This window comes from Sphingobium estronivorans, assembly GCF_008692605.1.
In the GTDB taxonomy this organism is placed as follows: domain Bacteria; phylum Pseudomonadota; class Alphaproteobacteria; order Sphingomonadales; family Sphingomonadaceae; genus Sphingobium; species Sphingobium estronivorans.
This window is the reverse complement of the sequence record NZ_LFCT01000021.1, coordinates 69,167-89,542: the sequence shown is the minus strand read 5'-3', so window position 1 is coordinate 89,542 and position 20,376 is coordinate 69,167. Positions and strand designations below refer to the sequence as shown.

Sequence of the window (20,376 nt, the reverse complement as noted above, 5' to 3'; positions counted from 1 at the left end):
GGTCGCACTGGGGGCTGGCGGTGATAACCCACCGCCAGCCCCTTTTTCGTGCCCGGTCCGGTTGTGCGACATGCAAGAAAAAGCCCGCCTGCCCGAAGATGATCCGGGCAGGCGGGCTTCCCCCTGTTCAATGGGGCGCTCGATGGTTTAGAACGCTGCGCTCAACCGTACGCCATAGGTTCTCGGGTCACCCGGGAAGATATTCTGTCCCAGGGCGCCAAGAGTCGATCCCCAATAGGCATATTTCTTGTTCAAGAGGTTGCGCGAATAGACAGTGATCGACAGCTTGTCGCTGGTGGTGAACGTCACGCTTGCGTCTGCAAGCGCATAACCCTTCTGGTCGATAGTGGGTGTGTTCGCATCGTTGAAGAAATAATGGCCCGTATAGGCGACGCCGGCGTGAAGATTGATTCGGCCGCCATTAGCGAACTCACTGTCATAATCCATCGAAACCTGTCCGGTATGCTTGGGAACGCGCACGAATTGCAGGTTTGCGAAGTTGGGAAATGTGTCGAACCGATCATATTTCGCGTCGGTATATCCATAGGAACCCGACAAGGTCAGTCCGCGGACCGGGATCGCCGTGACTTCGAGTTCGACCCCCTTGATCTTCGCGTCCGCTGCGTTGAACACGGACTGCACGACGCCCAAAACCGGGTCGGTGCCCAAAACGGTCCGCTGGAGATTGCTGAATGTGTTGATGAAGCCGGTGACATTGATCCGCAGATGGCGGTCGAGGAGGTCCGATTTGAGACCCGCTTCCCAGGCCTTGACGGTTTCCGCCTGATAGGGAGCGCCCAGCGGCGTCCCGCGCAATGAGAAGCCGCCCGAGCGGAAGCCCTTGGTGAAGGATCCGAACAGCATGACATTGTCGGTCGGCTGCACGGAGATGCCGATCTTCGGGGAGAAGTTGTTCCCTTTATACGGCTTCGGCGGCACGGTGTAGTTGCAGGTGGAAAAGTCGAAGGCGCACGCGCCGAAGGCAGCCGACTGCGCATCCTTCTTTTCATGGCTGTACCGGCCGCCTACGGTCACCGTGACGAAGTCGGTCGGCTTGATGTCGAATTCGCTAAAAAAGGCATAGCTGCTGTTGTCGAGCAGCGCCGCCGCCGCGACGCGCGTAGCGCCGCCGCTCAGGACGCGGGCTTCGGTATAATCGACGCTCTGGTCGAAATAATAGAAGCCGGTGGTTCCAGAAAGCCAGGGCGCGTAATCGGCGGCATAGCGCAATTCGGTGCTCCATTGATGCTGGCGGTTTGCCGCAAGTTGCCGGAAGCTGACCGGCGGGAAGCCGTCGGAATCGAAGTCGTTATTGGTTCGTACCCTGCGATAGCCGGAGATCGACGTCAGTGTTCCCGGCCCGATATGAAGATTGGCTTCGAGCATGCCGAAATAGACATCGACATGGTTGAAACCGCGTTCGCCCGGATTGGTCGCCCAGAAATCGGAGGGCGAGACATATCCGGCCTGCTGGGCGGCGGTGGGCGGCGCGCCTGGAATGGTCGTCGGCGAAATGCCTCTGGTTACTGTGGGATCGCCGCGCAGGCCGAAATATTCGCCCAGAAGCGTCACGTCGAAATTCTCCGACGGGGTCAGCTTGATGCTCGGCCGGACGATGAAGGATGTGCTCTTGCCATAGGAGCTGCCGTCGGTGACATTGGTGAACAGGCCGTCATTGCGGCGGACCATGGCCGCGATGCGCCCCGCGACTCCATCGGCCAGCGGACCGTTCGCGACCGCCGAACCCTCGAACATCATGCCGTTGCCGACACCGACGCTCATGCGGGCCGACCGGTCCTCTGTCGGACGCGCGGAGCGAATGGTCACCGCGCCGCCCGTGACGTTGCGGCCGAACAGCGTGCCTTGCGGACCGCGCAGAATTTCGACCCCTTCCAGATCGAAAGTGTCGCCGATCGCACCATAATTTGAACCCCAATAGACACCGTCCTGGAAAATGCCGACGGCCGGTTCGTCCGATACCGTGGTGCCCGATACGCCCATGCCGCGAATCGCGAAATTCTGGACGCCTCTTTGCACCGAGGGCTGGAGCGATGCGTTCGGCGCCAGCGTGCCGATCTCGACCAGCGACTTGAGCGCGGGCGATTGCAGTTGCGCGGCACTCACGGCGGTAATGGCGGTGGGGACTTTCTGGATTTCCTCGGCCCGGGCGCGTTTGCGACCGATCACCACAATGTCCGCCAGGCCCGAATCCCGATTATTTTCCACAGACGCGCCGGGCGCTATGGCGTTCTGAGCGATTACTGGAAAGGGTAAGGCGATCAGGCCGCAAACCCCCAATTGCGCGTACAACTTCATGGTACCGAACTTGCCCTGCATGTCATCCTCCCATGGGTGAATCATGTTGTTATCCTACCCATGGGTAAGATATGCTGAATGCAGCCGCTTAGCAATAACTGTTTGAAAGACGGTATGAGCGCCCATTTTTTGATGTTTAGGCACCGATTGAGAGGAGGGGGTCGCCGACCAGGATGTGAATATAAGATACTGATTTATAATAATTAAATATCAAATCGAGTGAGGACTATGGCCAAATTTTTATCGATCAAATATTGCGCGATGATATACAGTGTTGACTTGATGTCGGATCCGGATTAGTTTTCGTTTCAATAACAAAATGGTGAGAGAGGCCAGAGCCGAACAAGGCGTCAGGCCGGAGCCGCCATGCGGTCAACGTCGGAATCTCCCGATTTCGGCGTGGGACAGGAGTGCGCCGATGGTCGTCGATTCAACTTCAGGTCCTGGTCCGTCGGTATCGCGTTTTCTGGTTCGCGATCCTGCCCTCTGGATAGGCGGCAAATGCGTGGCCGCCGAAAGCGGCGAAGATTTCGAGGTGATCGATCCTGCGAGCGGCCGTCCCATCGCCGTGGCGGCGCGGGGTGGTGCCGCCGACATCGACAAGGCTGTTCGCGCGGCCCGGACGGCGTTTGAAGCGGCCGCCTGGCGCGATCTGTCGGCGGGCAGTCGTGCGCAATTGCTGTGGCGTTATGCCGATGTCATCGAAGCCCATGCGCAAGAGTTGGCCGAACTCGAAGTCTTGAACAACGGGATGCCGATTGGTTTCGCACAATGGAGCATCGCGGCGTCGGCCAATTGGCTGCGCCACTATGCCGGTCTTGCGGGGCGGCTGGCGGGACGGCACAATTCGGCCGCGGTTTCCGGCGATGGCCAGCGGTTCCATGCCTATACGGCGCCCGAGCCGGTCGGCGTGGTCGGCCTTATCACCCCCTGGAACGGGCCGATTGCGGGTTTCATGATCAAGGTTGCGCCGGCACTGGCGGCGGGCTGCACCTGCATCGTCAAGCCGGCGGAGAACACGCCGCTGACTGCCTTGCGCCTCGCCGAGCTGGCGTCGCAGGCGGGTATTCCGGACGGGGTGCTGAATGTCGTGACCGGGTTCGGCGACGCGGGGGCCGCCTTGGTCGATCATCCCGGCGTCGACAAGATTTCCTTCACCGGCTCGACCGAGACCGGAAAATCCGTTCTGCGCGCGGCGGCCAATCACATAAAGCGCACCACGCTGGAGCTTGGCGGCAAGTCCCCGTGCATCGTGTTCGACGATGCCGACATGGACCGGGCCATTCCGGGCGCGGCGCAGGCCATTTTCGCCAATAGCGGCCAGGTCTGTTTCGCCGGATCGCGGCTCTATGTCCAGCGCGCGTCTTTCGACCGCGTGGTGGAGGGCGTGGCGGCCATTGCCGCATCGCTCCGCATCGGCAGCGGCCTCGACACCGGGAACGCGGTCGGCCCGATGATTTCAGACCGGCAGCGCCAGCGCGTCGTCGACTATATTGCGATGGGCAAGGCGGAAGGGGGCGAAGTTGTCGCGGGCGGTCGACCGTTGGATCGCGACGGTTTTTTCATAGAGCCGACCGTCTTCACCAATCTGGCGTCGAGCGCGCGCATCGTTCGGGAGGAGATTTTCGGTCCGGTGGTGGTGGCGACGCCTTTCGACGATCTGGAAGAAGTGGCGGCCTTGGGCAATGACACCAATTATGGGCTGGGCGCAGGCATTTTCACCAGCCATCTCGCAAAGGCGCATAGCCTGGCCGCGCGCCTGCGCGCCGGCAATGTCTGGGTGAATTGCTATGGCGTTACCCATCCGGCGATGCCGTTCGGCGGCTTCAAGGAATCCGGGCTGGGGCGGGAATTCGGCGAAGAGGGTTTCGCGGCCTTCCTCGAAACCAAATCGGTCTTCGTCGATCTGGGGGGGCTATAGGCCATGCGGAAAGCCGGCCTCCTTCTTTCGGCGGCATTGGGTCTGGCGCTCGCGGGCTGCGGAAATGGCCTGTCGGGCGGGAAGGGCGAAGCGCCCGTCGACGATCCCGCCGGCTGGTCTTCCCCCGGGGCTTCGCCGCTGGAACAGCATTATGCGAAGGCCGATCAGATCAACCGCGCGACCGTCGACAAGCTGGGCCTTGCCTGGTCCGTCGACCTCGACACCGACCGGGGACAGGAAGCGACGCCTTTCGTCATCGACGGCATCCTCTATACCACGACTGCCTGGAGCAAGGTCATCGCCGTCGATGCCGCGACGGGCGAGCGCAAATGGCAATATGATCCCCAGGTGCCGGGCGAGGCCGCCGTCAAGGCCTGCTGCGACGTCATCAACCGGGGCGCGGCCTATTATGACGGAAAAATCTATTCGGCGACGCTCGACGGCCGGTTGATCGCGCTCGATGCGAAGACCGGCAAGCTGGCCTGGAGCGTGAAGACGGTCGACGGAAGCTGGTCTTACACCATATCCGGCGCGCCGCGTGCCGCGAAAGGGAAGATCTTCATCGGCAATGGCGGCGCCGAATTCGGCGCGCGCGGCTATGTCTCTGCCTATGATGCCCAAACGGGGAAACTGGTCTGGCGCTTCTATACCGTTCCCGGCGATCCCGCCAAGGGACCGGATGGCGCCGCATCCGATCAGGTCTTGCGGGAAAAGGCGGCGCCGACCTGGTTCGGTTCCTATTGGAAATATGGCGGCGGCGGCACGGTCTGGGATGCGATCGTCTATGATCCGCAACTCGATCAGCTCTATATCGGCGTTGGCAACGGAGCGCCGTGGAACCACCGGATCCGGTCCAACGGCAAAGGCGACAATCTCTTCCTCGCTTCCATCGTCGCGCTCAATCCCGATACGGGCAAATATCTTTGGCATTATCAGCAAAACCCCGGTGAAACCTGGGACTTTACCGCCACCCAGCCGATGATCCTCGCGGATCTGAAGATCGGCGGAAAGACACGACAGGCGTTGATGCAGGCGCCGAAAAACGGTTTTTTCTATGTCATCGACCGCAAGACGGGTCAGTTGATTTCGGCGAAAAACTTCGTGCCGGTCAACTGGGCCACCGGCATCGATATGAAGACCGGGCGGCCGATCGAGACCGCCAACGCCCGCTATTTGAAGCGTGAACTGGGCATTCCAGGCAGCGTCGGGGCACATAGCTGGCATCCGATGGCCTATAGTCCCAACACTGGCCTGGTCTATATTCCCGCCCAGTCGGTTCCGTTTCTCTATGAGGAGGATAAGAATTTCCGGTTCCGCCAGAATCATTTCAATCTGGGCGTCAATCTGGAAGCCGCGCCGCCGCCTGGCACGCCCGCCGAACTGGCTGCGGCACGGAAAGGACTCCACGGCGCGCTGATTGCCTGGAACCCGGTGACCCAGAAACCGGCGTGGCAGGTCGTCCATCCGCGTCCCATCAACGGCGGTGTTCTCGCGACGGGAGGCGGCCTGGTCTTTCAGGGGGATGGAGCCGGCGCGTTCGTGGCCTATGACGACAGGAACGGGCAAGAACTTTGGCGCTTTGACAGTCAATCCGGAATCGTCGCGGCGCCGATGACCTATCGCATCGGGGACACGCAATATGTGGCGGTGATGGCGGGCTATGGCGGGGGGATGCCGCTGGCCTTACCGTATCTGTACGGTCCCCGGCCACGGATGAACGGGCGGCTGTTGGTGTTCAAGCTCGGCGGCGTCGCCAAACTGCCGCCCCGGCCCGATGTCCTTCCTTTCGCCATCACGCAGGAAGCGCTACCGGCGGCGGCGGTGGAGCGCGGCGGGTCGCTCTATGCGCAAAATTGCTCGCGCTGCCATTCGTCGGGCGTCCTGTCCGCGAATGTGACGCCCGACCTGCGCCGCAGCGGGGTCCTGACGGACAAGGCGACGTGGCAGTCGGTTGTCATCGACGGCATCCTTTCCGAGCGGGGGATGGTGAGTTTCAGGAATAGCCTGACCCCTGCGGATGCGGAAAGCATCCGCCTCTATGTCCAGACAGAGGCGCGCGCAGCGGCCGTCCGCGCGAAGGAGGGTGAGGATGGAAACTGATCTCGCGCCGGAAACCGCCGCTTTCCTCGCCGCTCTCGCGCAGGGGCCCGGCCTTTCGTTTCGGGAAATGACCGTCGAACAGGTGCGGCAGGCAGTCAGGGGGATGGGAGGGATCTTCGACGCGCCGCCCGACCTTGGCGTGCTGGCCGAAGACGTCGAGGTGGCGTTGGACCGCCGGGAAATTCCTGTGCGGATGTACAGTCCGCCGGTCTGTCGCGACGAGGGGCCGGTCATCCTGTTCATGCATGGCGGCGGATGGGTTGCTTGCGACATCGAAAGTCATGACAGCTTTTGCCGCTTTCTGGCCCGATATTCGCAATTGCGCGTCGTCAGCGTCGGGTATCGCCTGGCTCCCGAAACGCCTTTTCCCGGAGCGATCGACGATGTGATGGGGGTCGCCCGCTGGCTTTCGGACGGCCGAAGCCCGTTCGGCGCCGTCAACGGCATGATCCTGTCGGGCGACAGCGCCGGAGGCGGGCTGGCGGCCGGGTTGGCCTATCAGGACGATGCCGCCCGGCTGGACATCAAGGCGTTGCTCCTATTCTATCCGGCGCTCGACCTCACGCATCGCGCGCCCTCTCATCGGGAATTCGCGAAAGGCTTCATGCTCGAGGCGGCGGACGTGTCCTATTTCGTCGATCATTATGTGCCTGATATCGAGCGGCGCAGCGACAAGGGATGTTCCCCCCTGGCGGCTTTCGATCCGGCGCGAACGCCGCCCGTGGCGATCCTGACATGCAGCCATGACGTTTTGCGTGACGAGGGGCGGGCGTTCGTCGCCGCCTGTCGGGCGGGCGGCGTGCCTTCGAAGCATGTCGAGGCATCCGGCTATATCCACGGCATCATTACTTTCAGGAAAGCCATGCCATCCGGAGTCGATTACATTAAAAATACTATTGATGGAGTTTTGAGTTTGATTGACTGAAATTATATAAAATATAGGAGAGGAGGGTGTTATGTTTGTTATTAACAGGGTTCCTAAGAATCATCTAAGGCCGCGTCTTCTTTTTTCGGCTTCTTTGGTATCGATTGCGTTGGCGGCGCCCGCCTATGCCCAGAATGCTGATGCTTCTCCATCCAGCTCTGCCGGATACGCGTCGAACGAGATTGTCGTCACCGCGCGTCAACGCAATGAAACGCTCATCGCGGCTCCGGTCGCCGTCACTGCGATCGCGGGCGATGAACTGTTCAAGAAGGCGGTAACCGATACGCGCGACCTGATCAAAATCGCGCCTTCGCTTTCCATCGACAATGGATCGAACGGCGGGGGGGCCGCCGTCACGCTGCGCGGCATCGGCACTTCGCCGTCGAATGCGGGCTTTGACCAGGCGGTTTCCATCTATGTCGACGGCGTGCAGGCAGGGCGTGCGCGCATCATCAAGTTCGGCATGCTCGACCTTGCGCAAGTTCAGGTCATGAAGGGTCCGCAAGCCCTGTTCTTCGGCAAGAACAGCCCGGCTGGCGTCATCAGCATGACCTCGGCCAATCCAACCCGCAAGTTCGAGGGCTATGCCCGCGTCGGCTACGAATTCGTCGCGGACGAAGCCATTGTCGAGGGTGCGGTGTCTGGACCGCTTTCGGACTCGTTTGGCGCGCGTTTGGCGGTGCGCTATCGCAACATGGACGGCTGGCTGCGGAACACCGCGGGCCAGGTGACGTTGGCGCAGTGGCCGTTCGCGGGCGGGAACCCGGCCAATCTGCCGCAGGCCCCCAAGACGACGCGGCCCGGCGAAGAGGAACTGGCGGGCCGCCTGACGCTGTCCTATGAACCTGTTGACAGTCCGTTCAACGCGGTGCTGAAAATCGCCGCCGACAGTTATAGCGACGATGGGCCGTCGGCGGGTCAGCAGCTCTACAATTGCGGGGCTTTCAGTACGCCGGTCAACAGCTATGCGGCGGCTCCCGGGGTTGTGGTTGCAGACCCCTTCGGCAACTGCAAGTTCGACAGAAATTATTCGAACGGTGCCCTTCCGGCAGGGCGGGCGGATAATTGGCCGAACGCCCGGCAAAATCCCTATAGCAAGATCAAGATGTATCTGGGAAGTCTGCAACTAAATTATGAGACGGACGATTTGACGCTAACGTCGATTACCGGATATTATAAAAGCAACGCACGATATTTCGACAACTATGATGCCACCGTATTCATGGGATATGATGCGTCGGAACAGGAAAAATATCGGTCGATCAGCCAGGAGCTTCGTCTCCTTTCGAAATTCGATTCACCGGTCAATTTCCTGATCGGCGCCTTTTATCAGAACACCAAGCTCGACTTTTTCAATACGGCTTATATCGCCCCTTTGCCGGCCGATCCGGCGACCGGAAAATTCCACGACTGGGAGAAGCTGGGCCAGACCAAGGGCGACACCTATTCGGTGTTCGGCCAGTTGATCTGGAATGTCACGCCGCATATCGAGCTCGCGGGCGGCGTGCGGTATACGCATGAAACCAAGGACTCGTTCCTGGTGCACAGCTACGCTCATCCGCTGCTGGTAGCGGCGGGCGTTCTCGCGCCGGTCGGGAAGGTGTTTCCGAACAATTTCTCGGACAATAATTATTCGCCCGAAGTGACATTGACCTATCGGCCGACGACCAATCTCACCGCCTATGTCGCTTATAAGACAGGGTATAAATCCGGCGGCTATTCCGTCAGCACCAACCTGATTCCGGCGACGATCACGCCCGCATCGATTGCCTTCGAATCCGAATCCATCAAAGGGTTCGAAGGCGGCCTGAAGGCGCGCGTGCTGGACGGGCGCGTCACCATCACCTCGGCCATCTACTCCTATAAATATTCGAACCTGCAAGTGAACTCGTACAACGCAGCCACGAACAGCTTCAGCATCACCAATGCCGCCGCCGCGCGGGTCAAGGGGGCCGAAGTCGAAATGAGCGCCCGCGCCAGCGAATGGCTGACGCTGAACGGGGCCGTCGCCTACAACCACGCCCGCTACCTCGATTATATCGCGGGCTGCTGGGGAGGGCAGACCTTTGCGCTGGGCTGCAATGTTCCGAACGCCAACGGCAGCTTTTCCCAGAGCCTGGCCGGCAGGCCGCTTGCCCGCGCACCGGACTGGACCGCAAATGGCGGCTTCGACCTGACGGTGCCGACCGGCCGCGATCTGCAATTCGGCCTGTCCGGAAATGCCCGTTACAGCTCGAAATATTCCGCGATGGATAATGGCAACCCGTTCGGCGTGCAGCCGTCCTTCTGGTTGTTCGATGCCAGCGCGCGGGTCGGAACGGCCAATGGCGCATGGGAACTGGCCCTGATCGGCCGTAATCTCGGCAACAAGATCTATACGGGCTATGTTGCCGAAAAGCCGGGTGGGCCGATTACGCCGGGAACCACCGTACAGTTGATGGGCCTTCCCAACCGGGGACGGCAGGTCATGCTCCAGCTCACGTCCAAATTCTAGGGCAGGCATGGACCGGGGCGGGGGGCGCTTTGCCCTCCGCTCTTCCTTTTCACTCACGCGATTGCCGAGTTTTTTCCATGAATCAGGTCACGCAAATCCCCGTCATCGTTGGCGTTGGCCAGATCAACGATCATGAATCGAAGGCGAGCGTCCTGGATCTCATGGTGGCCGCGCTGGGGCAGGCGGATCGGGATGCGCGGGGTGCGTGGCTGGACCGGCTGGACTTTCTGGGGATCGAAAATCAGATCAGCAGCGATGTGGCGCCATGGCCGGGCAAGGAGCCGATCACGCCTCATCTGCTCGGGCGGCTGGATAATCCGCCGGCAAGGACCCTGTTAACCCCCGAACCGAGCGGCGATGGTCCGCTCTATCTGTTGAACCATGCCGCCAATCTGATCGCCACGGGCGAAGTGAAGGTCGCCGCTATCGTCGGCGCGGAAGCGTTGCGGACCGCCGCGCAGCGGACGGCGCAGGTCGGCGCCGATCCCGCGGCGAAGCGCGGCGCTCTGGATGACGCGCTCGATGGGGCGCGTCCGCTCTTGCGTCAATATGGCCTGCTGACGCCGACTGACGTCTATCCGCTTTATGAATCCGCGACGCGCGCGGCCTGGGGGCTGAGCTTGGCCGAGGCGCAGCGGGAAAGCGCGCTGCTCTGGTCCGCCTATTCCGCTGCCGCGGCGGCCAATCCCCATGCCTGGAGCCGGGAGGCGCTGGACCCCGATGCCATAACCACCGTCACGCCGCAAAACCGGATGATTAGCCATCCCTATAGCAAGCTGATGGTGGCGAACAGCGCGGTCAATCAGGGCGCGGCGCTGATCCTCACCAGCCTTGCCGAGGCGCGGGATCGGGGAGTGCCGGAAGAGCATATCGTCTTCGTCGGCGCGGGAGCCGCCGCCCATGAGGACGATGATGTCCTCGCCCGCGACAGCTATGCGCGCTCCCCCGCGATGATCGCGTCCATCGCCGGGGCAATGGAGCGCAACGGTCTGGAGCGCGACGATCTCGATTGCGTCGAACTCTACAGCTGCTTTCCCTGCATTCCCAAAATGGCGCGCCGCGTGTTGGACTGGCCGCTGGATCGGTCGCCCAGCGTCTATGGCGGGCTGACCTTCGGCGGGGGGCCGATCGGCAATTGCATGATGCATGCGGCGGCGGCGATGACCGACCGGCTGCGCGCGGGCGGCAGGCACGGCCTGATCTTCGCCAATGGCGGTTTCGCGACGCACAACCATTCCATCATCTTGTCCCGCACAGCCCCGCGCGATCCCATCTTTCCCCAGGATTCCGATGTCCAGGCGGAGGCTGACCGGTTGCGGGGCGCCGTCCCGTCGCTGGACGAGCATTATGAGGGACCGGGGCGGATCGAAGCCTTTTCGGTGCCCTATAACCGCGACGGCGCGCCGCGCTTTGGCACCATCGTCGCGCTGTCGCCGGACGGACGGCGGTTCCTCGCCCGCATTGCCGGGGAGGATGTGGGCGGCGTCGCCTTTCTGACCTCGGGCGAAGTCGAACCGGTGGGATGTCGTGGCAGCGTGGTTCGCGCGGCCGATGGCTATGGCTATTGGCGGGCCGCATGACGGTCGCGGACCTGGATGCCGCCCTGCTGGCCGAGTCCGTAAGGCGGGCGCTGGCGGCCCGGCCGGCGGATGAGGAAACAGCATGGCAGGTCGCCGTCGAGCTGGGCCTGCCGCTGCTCTGTTCGGGGCCGGAGGCGGGCAGTTTCGAGGATGCCCTGACGGTGCTGATGGAATTGGGCCGCCGTGCTTCGAGCGCGCCGGTGCTGGAATCGGTCATCGTCAATCGCGCCGCGCCGGGGCTGGTTCCGGCGGGAAGCCGGATCGCGCTGGGGGTCGGCGCTCTGGGGGGCGACGCCTTGGCCGGGACGGTGGCCTTCGCGGAGGGGACAGCATCGGGCGCGCTGCGGCTGGTCGAAGGCGCAGCGCGGGCCGATTATCTGGTGATCGTCGATCCATCGGGAAGGATCGGAGCGGTCGAACGCACCGATCCGGGCCTGAGCGTCGAGGAAACGCCCGCCCTGAGCGCCGGCCTGTGCGACGTGCGTTTCCAGTCGGCCAGGCTGCAATCGACCCGGCCGCTGGCGAACGGGGCCAAGGACCTTCTGACGCTGCTGCGGCTTGGCCTGTGCGCGCGGGCGCTGGGCGCGGCGGTGCAGGGATTCGAACTGATCGTCGACTATGCGAAGGTGCGGCGGCAGTTCGGGCAGGCAATCGGCGCATTTCAGGCGGTGCAGCACAAGCTGGCCGACAGCCAGATCCGGTTGGACGCCTGCCGGTTGCAGTTGCTGGGCGCGGCGCGGGCCTGCGACCGCGCTTCGCCTTCGCGGCTGGCGCGCGCCGCGTCAGCAATCGCCTATTCCAGCGCCGCGCTTCGTCAGGTGGCGCTCGAAACGCAGCATGGCTTCGGCGCCATCGGCTATGCGGAGGAACATGCGGCGCCAGCCCTGTTCCGGCGGGTCCACGCCGATGTCGCGCGTCTGGGCGGCGCGGCATGGGCGCGGCATGCGCTGGGGGAGCATCTGATCGCCGCCGGTGACGGCGCGATGCAGGCGTTGTGCGCGGACGAGGACGATCCGGCGGCTGGTTTCCGCGCACGGCTGCGCGACTGGTTGGATGAGAATTGGACCGCCGCCCATCGCGCCGCGTTGCGCAGCCGGCCGTTCGAGGAGCGCGACTGGGACCTCGACCTTCTGGCCCGGCTGGGCCGGGACGGATGGACGACGCTCAACTGGCCGGCAACGGCGGGGGGCATGGCCGCATCGCCCCTGGAGCAGCTGGCGTTTATCGAGGAGATGTATCGGGCTGACGCGCCTGCACACGCCTTGGTCTGTCCGTGCCGGATCATCGCGCCGGAGATCATCGCCCATGGCAGCCCTGTGCTGAAGGAACAGCTTCTGCCGCGCATCCGGGCGGGCAGCGTGACCGGCTGTCTGGGCTATAGCGAGCCGGAGGCCGGTTCGGACCTCGCCAGCCTGCGCACGAGCGCGCGGCGCGAAGGCGACCATTATGTCATCAGCGGCCAGAAAATCTGGACCACCGACGGGCATCGCGCCAGCCATATGATCCTCGCCGCGCGCACGGGAAGCGAGTCCCGGGCGCGTCAGGCCGGCATCAGCCTGTTTATCCTGCCGATGGATTCGCCGGGCATTTCGGTGCGGACCATGACCGGATTGCATGGGCATGTCTTTTGCAGCATTTTCTTTGACGACGTCCGATTGCCGGCCGACTGGCGGCTGGGCGAGGAGGGGCAGGGCTGGTCGATCCTCGCCAATGCCCTCGCCAATGAGCGGATCGGCATGGGCGGTTTCGTGTCGCGTCTGGCGGTTTTGTTCGACCGCCTGCTGGGCGTTTTGCGCGACCGGCCGGGTCTGGCGGGAGATTCGGCCACGACAGCGCGCATTGGCGAACTCGCCGCCCAGCTGGTGACGGGCCGCGAACTGGCGCTGGCGTCCGTTGCGCCCATGGAAGGTGGCGCGCCTCCGCTCGTCGCGGCCGCCGCCGCCAAAATCTATGCCAGCGAACTTGCCCAGACGCTGTGCGAGGCTGCGTTGGATATGGTCGGCGGAACGGCGCTTCTGGGCCAGGATGCGCCGGACGCCCCGGCCGACGGGCTGATCGAGGAAATCCTTCGCCTGTCGATCATGTATGTCGTGGGCGGCGGCAGCAACGAAATCCAGCGATCGCTGATCGCCATTCGCGGCCTGGGACTGGGCCGGTGAACTGCTTTCGAACCAAAATTGCGGAGAGACGATGATGGAGACCATTCGTAATCTGGTGGGGGCGGATTTCCCGCTGTTCGCCTTCAGCCATTGCCGGGACGTGGTGGCGGCTGTCAGCCGCGCGGGCGGCTTCGGTGTGCTGGGGGGCAGTTCCTTCACCCCGGAATCGCTGGAGGAGGAGCTGAAATGGATCGATGACCATGTCGACGGGAAACCTTATGGCGTCGACATCCTCCTCCCGGAAAACCAGCCCATCGACAATGATACCGATGTCGATGAGCTGGTTGCCCAATTGCCCACCCGGCATGTGGATTTCGCCGTCGACCTGCTCCGCAAGCACGATATGACCGCCAATCGGGAGGATGTCGTCGACCGGCTCTTCCTGCCGACCGTGCCCGAAGCGGGCGAGGCGTTGATGGACGTCGCGTTTCGCCATCCGATCCGCCTGATCGCCAATGCGCTGGGCATCGCGCCGCCCTCGATGATCGAAAGGGGGCGCAAACATGGCGTGCCGGTGGCGGCGCTGGTCGGCGCCAAGGAACATGCCGTGCGACAGGTGCATGCGGGCGTCGACCTGCTGGTCGCGCAGGGCGGCGAAGCCGGCGGCCATTGCGGCGAAGTGTCGACATTGGTGCTGGTTCCGGAAGTCATCAAGGCGATCAAGCCCATCCGGGAGGTGCCCGTCCTTGCCGCTGGCGGCATCATGACCGGCGCGCAGATGGCGGGATGCATGGCGATGGGGGCTGCCGGCGCGTGGACGGGTTCGATCTGGCTGGCGACGACGGAGTCGGAAACGAGCGAGACCTTCAAGCAAAAGATGGTCAAGGCGACGTCGCGCGACACGATCCGGTCGAAGACGCGAACCGGCAAGCCCAGCCGCCAGTTGCGCTCCGCCTGGCATGACGCATGGGACGGTCCTGACAGTCCGGGCGCGCTGCCGATGCCGATGATGGCGTTGATCAGCGTCCCCACTTTCGCCCGCATCGAACGGGCGGCGGATGCGGGGCATGAAGGGGCCAAGGCGCTGTCCAGCTATTGGGTCGGACAGGGCGTGGGCCTGGTGGACGGCATCCGGTCGGCGACCGCCGTGGTGCAGGAGTTCAAGACGGACTTTGCGGACGCCATCGAACATCTGATGGCGGCGGTGCAGGAATGATGCGCGGCATGGCAGAGCAAAGGACCCCCGCCGCCAACGATAGCGGGCATCCGTTGGAAACGCTGTTCGCGCCGCGCAGCATCGCTGTCGTCGGCGCGACGGAGAAATCGCCCTGGACCGGCTTCATCGCGAAGAATTTCCGTGATTTCGCTTATCCGGGCAGGGTCTTCGCGATCAATCGCGGCGGCACCGACGTTCTGGGCATGAAGGGCTTTGCGTCCTGCGGCGACGTGGGGGAGCCGGTCGACGTCGCCTTCATCACCGTGCCGCAAGCCGCCGTCCTGGACGCGCTGGCCGATGCGGCGGCGGCGGGAGTGCGCAACGCCGTCATCCTGACGGCGGGCTATGGCGAGGCGGGCGCCGAAGGCGTCGCCCTGCAAGAGCAATTGCTGGCGCGGACGAGTGAGTGGGGCATGAACATCTGGGGACCCAATTCGCTGGGCTTCAACAATGTCAGCGCGCGCACGCCGATCTCCTCGATACCCGCGCTGCTGCCGATATTGGCCCCGCGCATCGCCATCGTGTCGCAGAGCGGCGCGACCGCGAGCGAACTCAACGAATTCGCCCATAGCCAGAATATCGGCACCAGTTTCGTGGCGGCGACGGGCAATGAGGCGCAGCTCACGCTCGCCGATATCGTCGACTATCTGGTCGATCATGACGAAACCCGCGCCATCGCGATCTTCGCGGAATCGATCCGCGATCCGGCACGCTTCGAACAGGCCGCGACCCGCGCGCGGGCGCGCCGCAAGCCAATCGTCATCCTGAAGATCGGGCGCAGCGACCTCGCGACCGAAGTGGCCAAGGCGCATACGGGGTCGCTCGCGGGGAATGACAAGGTCTTCGACGCGGTTTGCGAGCGGCTGGGCATCATCCGCGTCTTTTCGACCGAGGATCTGATCGTCACGGCAGGGCTGCTCGCGGCGACCGGGCCGCTTCCGGCACAGGGTCTTGAATTCATCTCGATCTCGGGCGGGGCCTGCACACTCGTCGCTGACGGGGCAGAGGCGGCCGGGATCATGGTGCCGCCCCATCCGCCCGAAACGGCGGCGGCATTGGCGGCGGCGATGCCCGGCTTCGGATCGACGCTGAACCCGCTTGACGTCACCGGCGCGGTGGTCCGCGACACCGGCCTGCTGGAAAGGGTGATCCCCATTGCCGCGGCATCGCCGGACGTGGGCCTTGTGGCGATCAACATCAGCGTGCCCGTGGCGGAGGGACAGGCTGTCCTGCCATCGGCGCTGAGTGCTATCGGCCGGGCGGTGAAGGCCATCGACAAGCCCGCCATCATGGTCCTGACCACGGCGCGGTCGCTGACCGACATGACGCGTCAGGCCATGGAGGACCATGGGCTGCCCCATATCCTGTGCGGTATCGACGCCATGTTGCGCGCTGCCGGAAAGGCGGCATGGTGGTCGGGGCAGCTTTCGCAATCGCCGCCGCCTTTTCTGTTCGGGCAGGCGCCGCCGTCGGGCACGGCGCGGCCCGCGCTCGATACCGAACGGGCGGTCCTCGACTATCTGGCGTCGCGGTCGATACCCGTCATTCCCGCGCGCGTGGCGACGAGCCGGGCGGAAGCCGAGGCGGCCGGGATCGAAGGACCGCTGGTCTTGAAGATATTGTCGCCCGACATCGCGCACAAGACGGAGGTCGGCGGGGTGCGCCTCCATGTCGCGCCCGATGCGGCGGGGGAGGCATTTGACGAAATCTGCGCGGCGGTGGCCGCGGCGCGGCCCGATGCGCGAATTGAGGGGGTGATCCTGTCGCCGATGCGGAGCGGCGGCGTCGAACTGCTGGTCGGTATCACGCGCGATCCGATATGGGGTCTGACCATCACGGTGGGCTTTGGCGGCATATTGGTCGAACTGGTCGCCGATGTCGCGATTGCGCCTTTGCCGGTTTCGCCGGGGCAGGTGCGGGACATGCTGGGCCGGTTGCGTGGAGTCCGGCTGCTCCAGGGCTTCCGCAACATTCCGCCTGCCGATCTCGACCGGCTGGCGGCCGTGATCGCGCGCATCGGGGACGAAGCTATCCAGCTCGGGCCCGATCTGGAATCGCTGGAGATCAATCCCATTCTCGTTCGCGGCGCGGACATCGAGGCGCTCGATGGCCTCGTTCACTGGAAGGTATGACACATGACGGAACGATTGGACATCGACACGGGCGAGGAAGTGCTTTTCGAGCGCGTGGGCGATCATATCGCGCTGGTGACGCTGAACCGGCCGGATACGCATAATGCGGTGAACGGCAGCATCACGCGACTGCTCGGCGATTTCGTCCGGCAGATTGAAAGCGATCCGTCCATCCGCGTCGCGATCCTCGCCGGGCGCGGCAAGACCTTCTGCGCAGGCCTCGATCTCAGGGTGCTGGCGGACGGCGCCGTCGATAGCGTAACGCCCCCCGGCGCGGGGTTTGCGGGCTTCGTCTATGCGCCCAAGTCCAAGCCCTGGATTGCCGCCGTGCATGGCGGCGCGTTCGGCGGCGGCATGGAACTCGCGCTCGCCTGCGACATGATCGTCGCGGGCGAGAATGCTGCCTTCGCGCTGCCGGAGGTGAAGCGGGGACTGATCGCGGGCGCGGGCGGATGCCACCGGATCACAAGGGTTCTGCCGCGCGCGCTGGCGATTGAGATGGTGCTTACGGGCGAGCGGATGTCCGCCAGCCGGGCCTATGAGCTTGGCCTGGCGAACCGGCTCGTCCCTGCGGGGCAGGAGGTGGCGGCGGCGCTCGACCTTGCCCGGGCCATTGCGGCGAACGCGCCGACCTCGGTACGCGAGACGCTGCGGCTGACCCGCTATGCCGCCGACCGCGACGAAACCGAGGTTCTGGCCGTGCAGGAACAGGCCATCGCGACCGTGGTGGCTTCCCCCAATATCGCGGAAGGCGCGCGGGCCTTTATCGAAAAACGGGCGCCCCGCTGGGTCGATTGATGCAATGGAATTGGCTGGATGGCGCTATTGCGCCGTCCATCCGCCGTCGATGACGAGTTCGGTTCCGGTCATATAGGCGCTGTCGTCGCTGGCGAGAAAGGCGGCGGCTGCCGCCACATCCTCGGGCCGGCCCAATCGGCCCATCGGCGTTTTGGCGGCCATGGCCTCGACCAGATCGTCCACGCTGGCCGCATATCCCCTTTCCACCCAGTTCTGGAAGCCTGACTCCAGCAGGGCGGTGAATATGCAGCCGGGATGAATGGAATTGGCCCGGATCGCCATCCCGGCCTGCGCCCATTCCATGGCGATGCCCTTGGTGAAGAGGCGCAAGGCGCCCTTGCTGGCATTATAGGCGGATGCCTCCGCATGACCGACGATTCCCATGATGGAACTGATGTTGATCACCGACGCGCCGCCACGGACATCCGCTCCGCCCCGCGCCAGTTGGGGGAGGAGTGTCCGGGCGGCCAGAAAAGGGCCGGTCGCATTGATGTCCATGACATGATGCCAAAGGTCGAGGGAAATGGAATCGATGGCCCCGGTCTGGTCGATGCCCGCATTGTTGACGAGGATGTGGAGCTTGCCGCTGCCTTCGTCCAGCGCGGCCCGTATCGAAAGCCAGTCCTGTTCCGACGTCACGTCGGCCCGGATATAGTCGGCCGCGCCGTCCAACTCGGCCAGCGCCGCGCGCACTGCCGGGGCATCCAGCGGGTCGAGGTCGGACAGAAGCAGGGTCGCGCCCTCGGCGGCGAACCGCTTGGCGCAGGCCAGGCCGATGCCGCGCAGCCCGCCCGTGATAAGGGCCATCCGCCCGGCGAGCCGCCCATGAACGCCGTTGCCCGTCAGGGTCGCCATCGTATCCGCTTCCTGTTCCTGCATCGCCATCGTGACGGCCCGGTCAGGAAAAACGGAAGCCCGGATAGCCCGCGTCGCAGATCGCGTCGCATTCGGCCTTATAGGCCGCATAGCCGCCGACATAGGCCAGGATGACGCGCGGTTTGCCCGGCACATTGGCGCCGACATACCAGCTTTCGGCGGACTCCCACAAATTCCCCTTGACCAGTCCGTTCACCTTTTCGGTCCAGCCCGCCTGCGCATCGGCATCCGCTTCGCAGCGGGCATGACCATGTGCCTCGCAATATCCGATCAGGTCCGAGATCCATTCGACCTGCATCTCGTTGGTCATGACCACATTGGTGAAGACCGACGGGCTGCCGGGTCCCCCGATCATATACATGTTGGGAAATCCCCGGACGCTGATGCCCAGATAGGTTTGCGGTCCGTCGGCCCAAATCTCCTTCAATGACTGGCCGGCATCGCCGCGCACATCGATGGCGGTCAGGGCGCCCGTCAGCGCATCGAAGCCGGACGCCGCGATGAGGAAATCGAGCGGGATCTCGCGCCCGCCGACCATGGCGCCCCTTTCCGTGAAGGATTGGATGGGGTCCGATTTGACGTCGATCAGTTCGACATTCGGGCGATTGAAGGTTTCGGGGAAGGCCGTCCCCACCGTTACCCGCTTGGTGCCATAGGCAAAACCGCGCGGCGTCAGCTTGTCCTTGGCGGCGGGATCGTCGACAACGGCTCGGACCTTTTCACGGAGGAAATTACCCGCCTCTTCATTCACCTCCTTGTCGATCATGGCATCGGCAAAAGCCCATCCCACGACCCCGCCGCCATTGGCGTGACGCGCCTCGTAGATCTGGCGGCGCTGTTCGGCGGAGAATTCCGATGCCTTTTTGTACATGGCATCGTTGATCTCATCGTCCAGCATCAGGTCGCCGCCGCCCCAGCGCTGGCCCTTTTGCAGGCGATCGCGCGTTTTTTCGCGATTTTCCTCCCACCATGCATGATCCGCCGCCGTCAGCGGGCGGTTATGCGCCGGTGAATAGAAATTGGGCGTCCGCATGAAAACCGTCAGTTTTTCGCATTGCTGCGCGACAATGGGGATGACCTGCGTGCCCGACGATCCCGTGCCGATGATGCCGACGCGCTTGCCGGCGAAATCGGGATAGGTTTCGGGCCATCGCGCCGTGTGAATGACCTCGCCCCTGAAATTGTCGAGTCCCGGAATGTCGGGCATGATGGGGGCGGAGAGGGGGCCTGCGGCAGCTAGGAAATGGCGCGCGCGATATGTTTCGCCGCCTTCGGTTTCGAAATGCCAGAGCGCGGCATTCGTGTCGAAATGCGCCTTGGTCAGCCGCGAATTGAACCGGATATCCTTGCGCAGGTCGAGACGATCCGCCACCCATTTCAGATAGGAAACGATTTCGTTCCGCGCCGCATAGCGTTCGCTCCAACGCCATTCCGCATCGATGACCGGCGAAAATGTGTAGCAATAGGCCAGGCTTTCGACGTCGCAGCGCGCCCCGGGGTAGCGGTTCCAATACCATGTGCCGCCGACTTCGGGAGCGGCCTCCAGCGCGATGACGCGGTGCCCGTCCTCGCGAAGCCGATAAAGGCCGTGCAGACCACCGAATCCGCAACCCAACACCAGAACGTCAAGAATTTCGCTGTCTCGGCTGTTTTCGGGCATCCCATCCTCCTTCGCGCGCCACCGGTTATCGCTGTCTGGGGGCGTAAACAAGTATATCATGATATAATTTCTTGGAACGGTCAATGGCGACGAGAACGCCCCATAACGCGCCGGTTGGCCGCGATGGCGTTGGGGGGGCAGGCGCATGATCGCCCGTTCACATGGGATGGGAATCGCCGGTCCCGCGTCCGGCGCTGGTCGGGCTGTGCCGCCTTCTTTGGCAGAGTTGCCGAGGGGCCAGGTACAAGGCGGACGACAT

The 20,376-nt window shown here is 63.7% G+C and carries 12 protein-coding genes; 9 read left to right on the top strand and 3 right to left on the bottom strand.

What is annotated here, in order from left to right; translation table 11 throughout:
• Positions 1-147: 147 nt before the first annotated feature.
• Positions 148-2,361, bottom strand: a complete 2,214-nt coding sequence (locus F7P65_RS15315) for a TonB-dependent receptor (protein WP_150293229.1) — start codon at positions 2,359-2,361, stop codon at positions 148-150.
• Between the two features lie 373 nt (positions 2,362-2,734).
• Between F7P65_RS15315 and F7P65_RS15310 the strand changes: the two genes are divergently transcribed.
• From F7P65_RS15310 to F7P65_RS15270, 9 genes are all read left to right on the top strand, one after another.
• Positions 2,735-4,237 carry an aldehyde dehydrogenase family protein gene (locus F7P65_RS15310; RefSeq protein WP_150293227.1) on the top strand — a complete coding sequence of 501 codons (1,503 nt, stop codon included), beginning with the start codon at positions 2,735-2,737 and terminating at the stop codon, positions 4,235-4,237.
• Positions 4,238-4,240: 3 nt separating this feature from the next.
• A complete protein-coding gene (locus F7P65_RS15305) occupies positions 4,241-6,337 on the top strand; it encodes a PQQ-dependent dehydrogenase, methanol/ethanol family (RefSeq protein WP_150293225.1) in 2,097 nt (698 codons plus the stop codon).
• Positions 6,327-7,262 carry an alpha/beta hydrolase gene (locus F7P65_RS15300; protein WP_162854643.1) on the top strand — a complete coding sequence of 312 codons (936 nt, stop codon included), beginning with the start codon at positions 6,327-6,329 and terminating at the stop codon, positions 7,260-7,262. The genes F7P65_RS15305 and F7P65_RS15300 overlap by 11 nt, the downstream gene beginning before the upstream one ends.
• Before the next feature lie 94 nt (positions 7,263-7,356).
• Positions 7,357-9,756, top strand: coding sequence for a TonB-dependent receptor (locus F7P65_RS15295; RefSeq protein WP_205452098.1), 2,400 nt, complete (start codon positions 7,357-7,359; stop codon positions 9,754-9,756).
• Positions 9,757-9,833: 77 nt separating this feature from the next.
• Positions 9,834-11,336: an acetyl-CoA acetyltransferase gene (locus F7P65_RS15290; RefSeq protein WP_150293219.1), complete on the top strand. Its 1,503-nt coding sequence runs from the start codon at positions 9,834-9,836 to the stop codon at positions 11,334-11,336.
• Positions 11,333-13,495 carry an acyl-CoA dehydrogenase family protein gene (locus F7P65_RS15285; RefSeq protein ID WP_162854641.1) on the top strand — a complete coding sequence of 721 codons (2,163 nt, stop codon included), beginning with the start codon at positions 11,333-11,335 and terminating at the stop codon, positions 13,493-13,495. Before F7P65_RS15290 ends, F7P65_RS15285 begins: the two co-directional genes overlap by 4 nt.
• A gap of 31 nt (positions 13,496-13,526) precedes the next feature.
• A complete protein-coding gene (locus tag F7P65_RS15280; RefSeq protein WP_150293215.1) occupies positions 13,527-14,651 on the top strand; it encodes an NAD(P)H-dependent flavin oxidoreductase in 1,125 nt (374 codons plus the stop codon).
• An 8-nt stretch (positions 14,652-14,659) separates the two neighbouring features.
• Positions 14,660-16,783: an acetate--CoA ligase family protein gene (locus tag F7P65_RS15275; protein WP_162854640.1), complete on the top strand. Its 2,124-nt coding sequence runs from the start codon at positions 14,660-14,662 to the stop codon at positions 16,781-16,783.
• Between the two features lie 3 nt (positions 16,784-16,786).
• Positions 16,787-17,581 carry an enoyl-CoA hydratase-related protein gene (locus F7P65_RS15270; protein WP_150293211.1) on the top strand — a complete coding sequence of 265 codons (795 nt, stop codon included), beginning with the start codon at positions 16,787-16,789 and terminating at the stop codon, positions 17,579-17,581.
• A 24-nt stretch (positions 17,582-17,605) separates the two neighbouring features.
• Here F7P65_RS15270 and F7P65_RS15265 read toward each other — a convergent pair whose 3' ends face one another.
• Positions 17,606-18,466: an SDR family NAD(P)-dependent oxidoreductase gene (locus F7P65_RS15265; RefSeq protein WP_338053908.1), complete on the bottom strand. Its 861-nt coding sequence runs from the start codon at positions 18,464-18,466 to the stop codon at positions 17,606-17,608.
• Between the two features lie 13 nt (positions 18,467-18,479).
• Positions 18,480-20,117, bottom strand: coding sequence for a flavin-containing monooxygenase (locus F7P65_RS15260; RefSeq protein WP_150293209.1), 1,638 nt, complete (start codon positions 20,115-20,117; stop codon positions 18,480-18,482).
• Positions 20,118-20,376 lie beyond the last annotated feature (259 nt).

What these genes read in the sequence shown, in the direction of transcription:
- F7P65_RS15280 (WP_150293215.1), top strand. Translation starts at nt 13,527, where the DNA reads ATGATGGAGACCATTCGTAATCTGGTGGGGGCGGATTTCCCGCTGTTC.
- F7P65_RS15265 (WP_338053908.1), bottom strand. Translation starts at nt 18,466, where the DNA reads ATGGCGATGCAGGAACAGGAAGCGGATACGATGGCGACCCTGACGGGC.
- F7P65_RS15305 (WP_150293225.1), top strand. Translation starts at nt 4,241, where the DNA reads ATGCGGAAAGCCGGCCTCCTTCTTTCGGCGGCATTGGGTCTGGCGCTC.
- F7P65_RS15310 (WP_150293227.1), top strand. Translation starts at nt 2,735, where the DNA reads ATGGTCGTCGATTCAACTTCAGGTCCTGGTCCGTCGGTATCGCGTTTT.
- F7P65_RS15290 (WP_150293219.1), top strand. Translation starts at nt 9,834, where the DNA reads ATGAATCAGGTCACGCAAATCCCCGTCATCGTTGGCGTTGGCCAGATC.
- F7P65_RS15315 (WP_150293229.1), bottom strand. Translation starts at nt 2,361, where the DNA reads ATGATTCACCCATGGGAGGATGACATGCAGGGCAAGTTCGGTACCATG.
- F7P65_RS15285 (WP_162854641.1), top strand. Translation starts at nt 11,333, where the DNA reads ATGACGGTCGCGGACCTGGATGCCGCCCTGCTGGCCGAGTCCGTAAGG.
- F7P65_RS15260 (WP_150293209.1), bottom strand. Translation starts at nt 20,117, where the DNA reads ATGCCCGAAAACAGCCGAGACAGCGAAATTCTTGACGTTCTGGTGTTG.
- F7P65_RS15300 (WP_162854643.1), top strand. Translation starts at nt 6,327, where the DNA reads ATGGAAACTGATCTCGCGCCGGAAACCGCCGCTTTCCTCGCCGCTCTC.
- F7P65_RS15275 (WP_162854640.1), top strand. Translation starts at nt 14,660, where the DNA reads ATGGCAGAGCAAAGGACCCCCGCCGCCAACGATAGCGGGCATCCGTTG.
- F7P65_RS15270 (WP_150293211.1), top strand. Translation starts at nt 16,787, where the DNA reads ATGACGGAACGATTGGACATCGACACGGGCGAGGAAGTGCTTTTCGAG.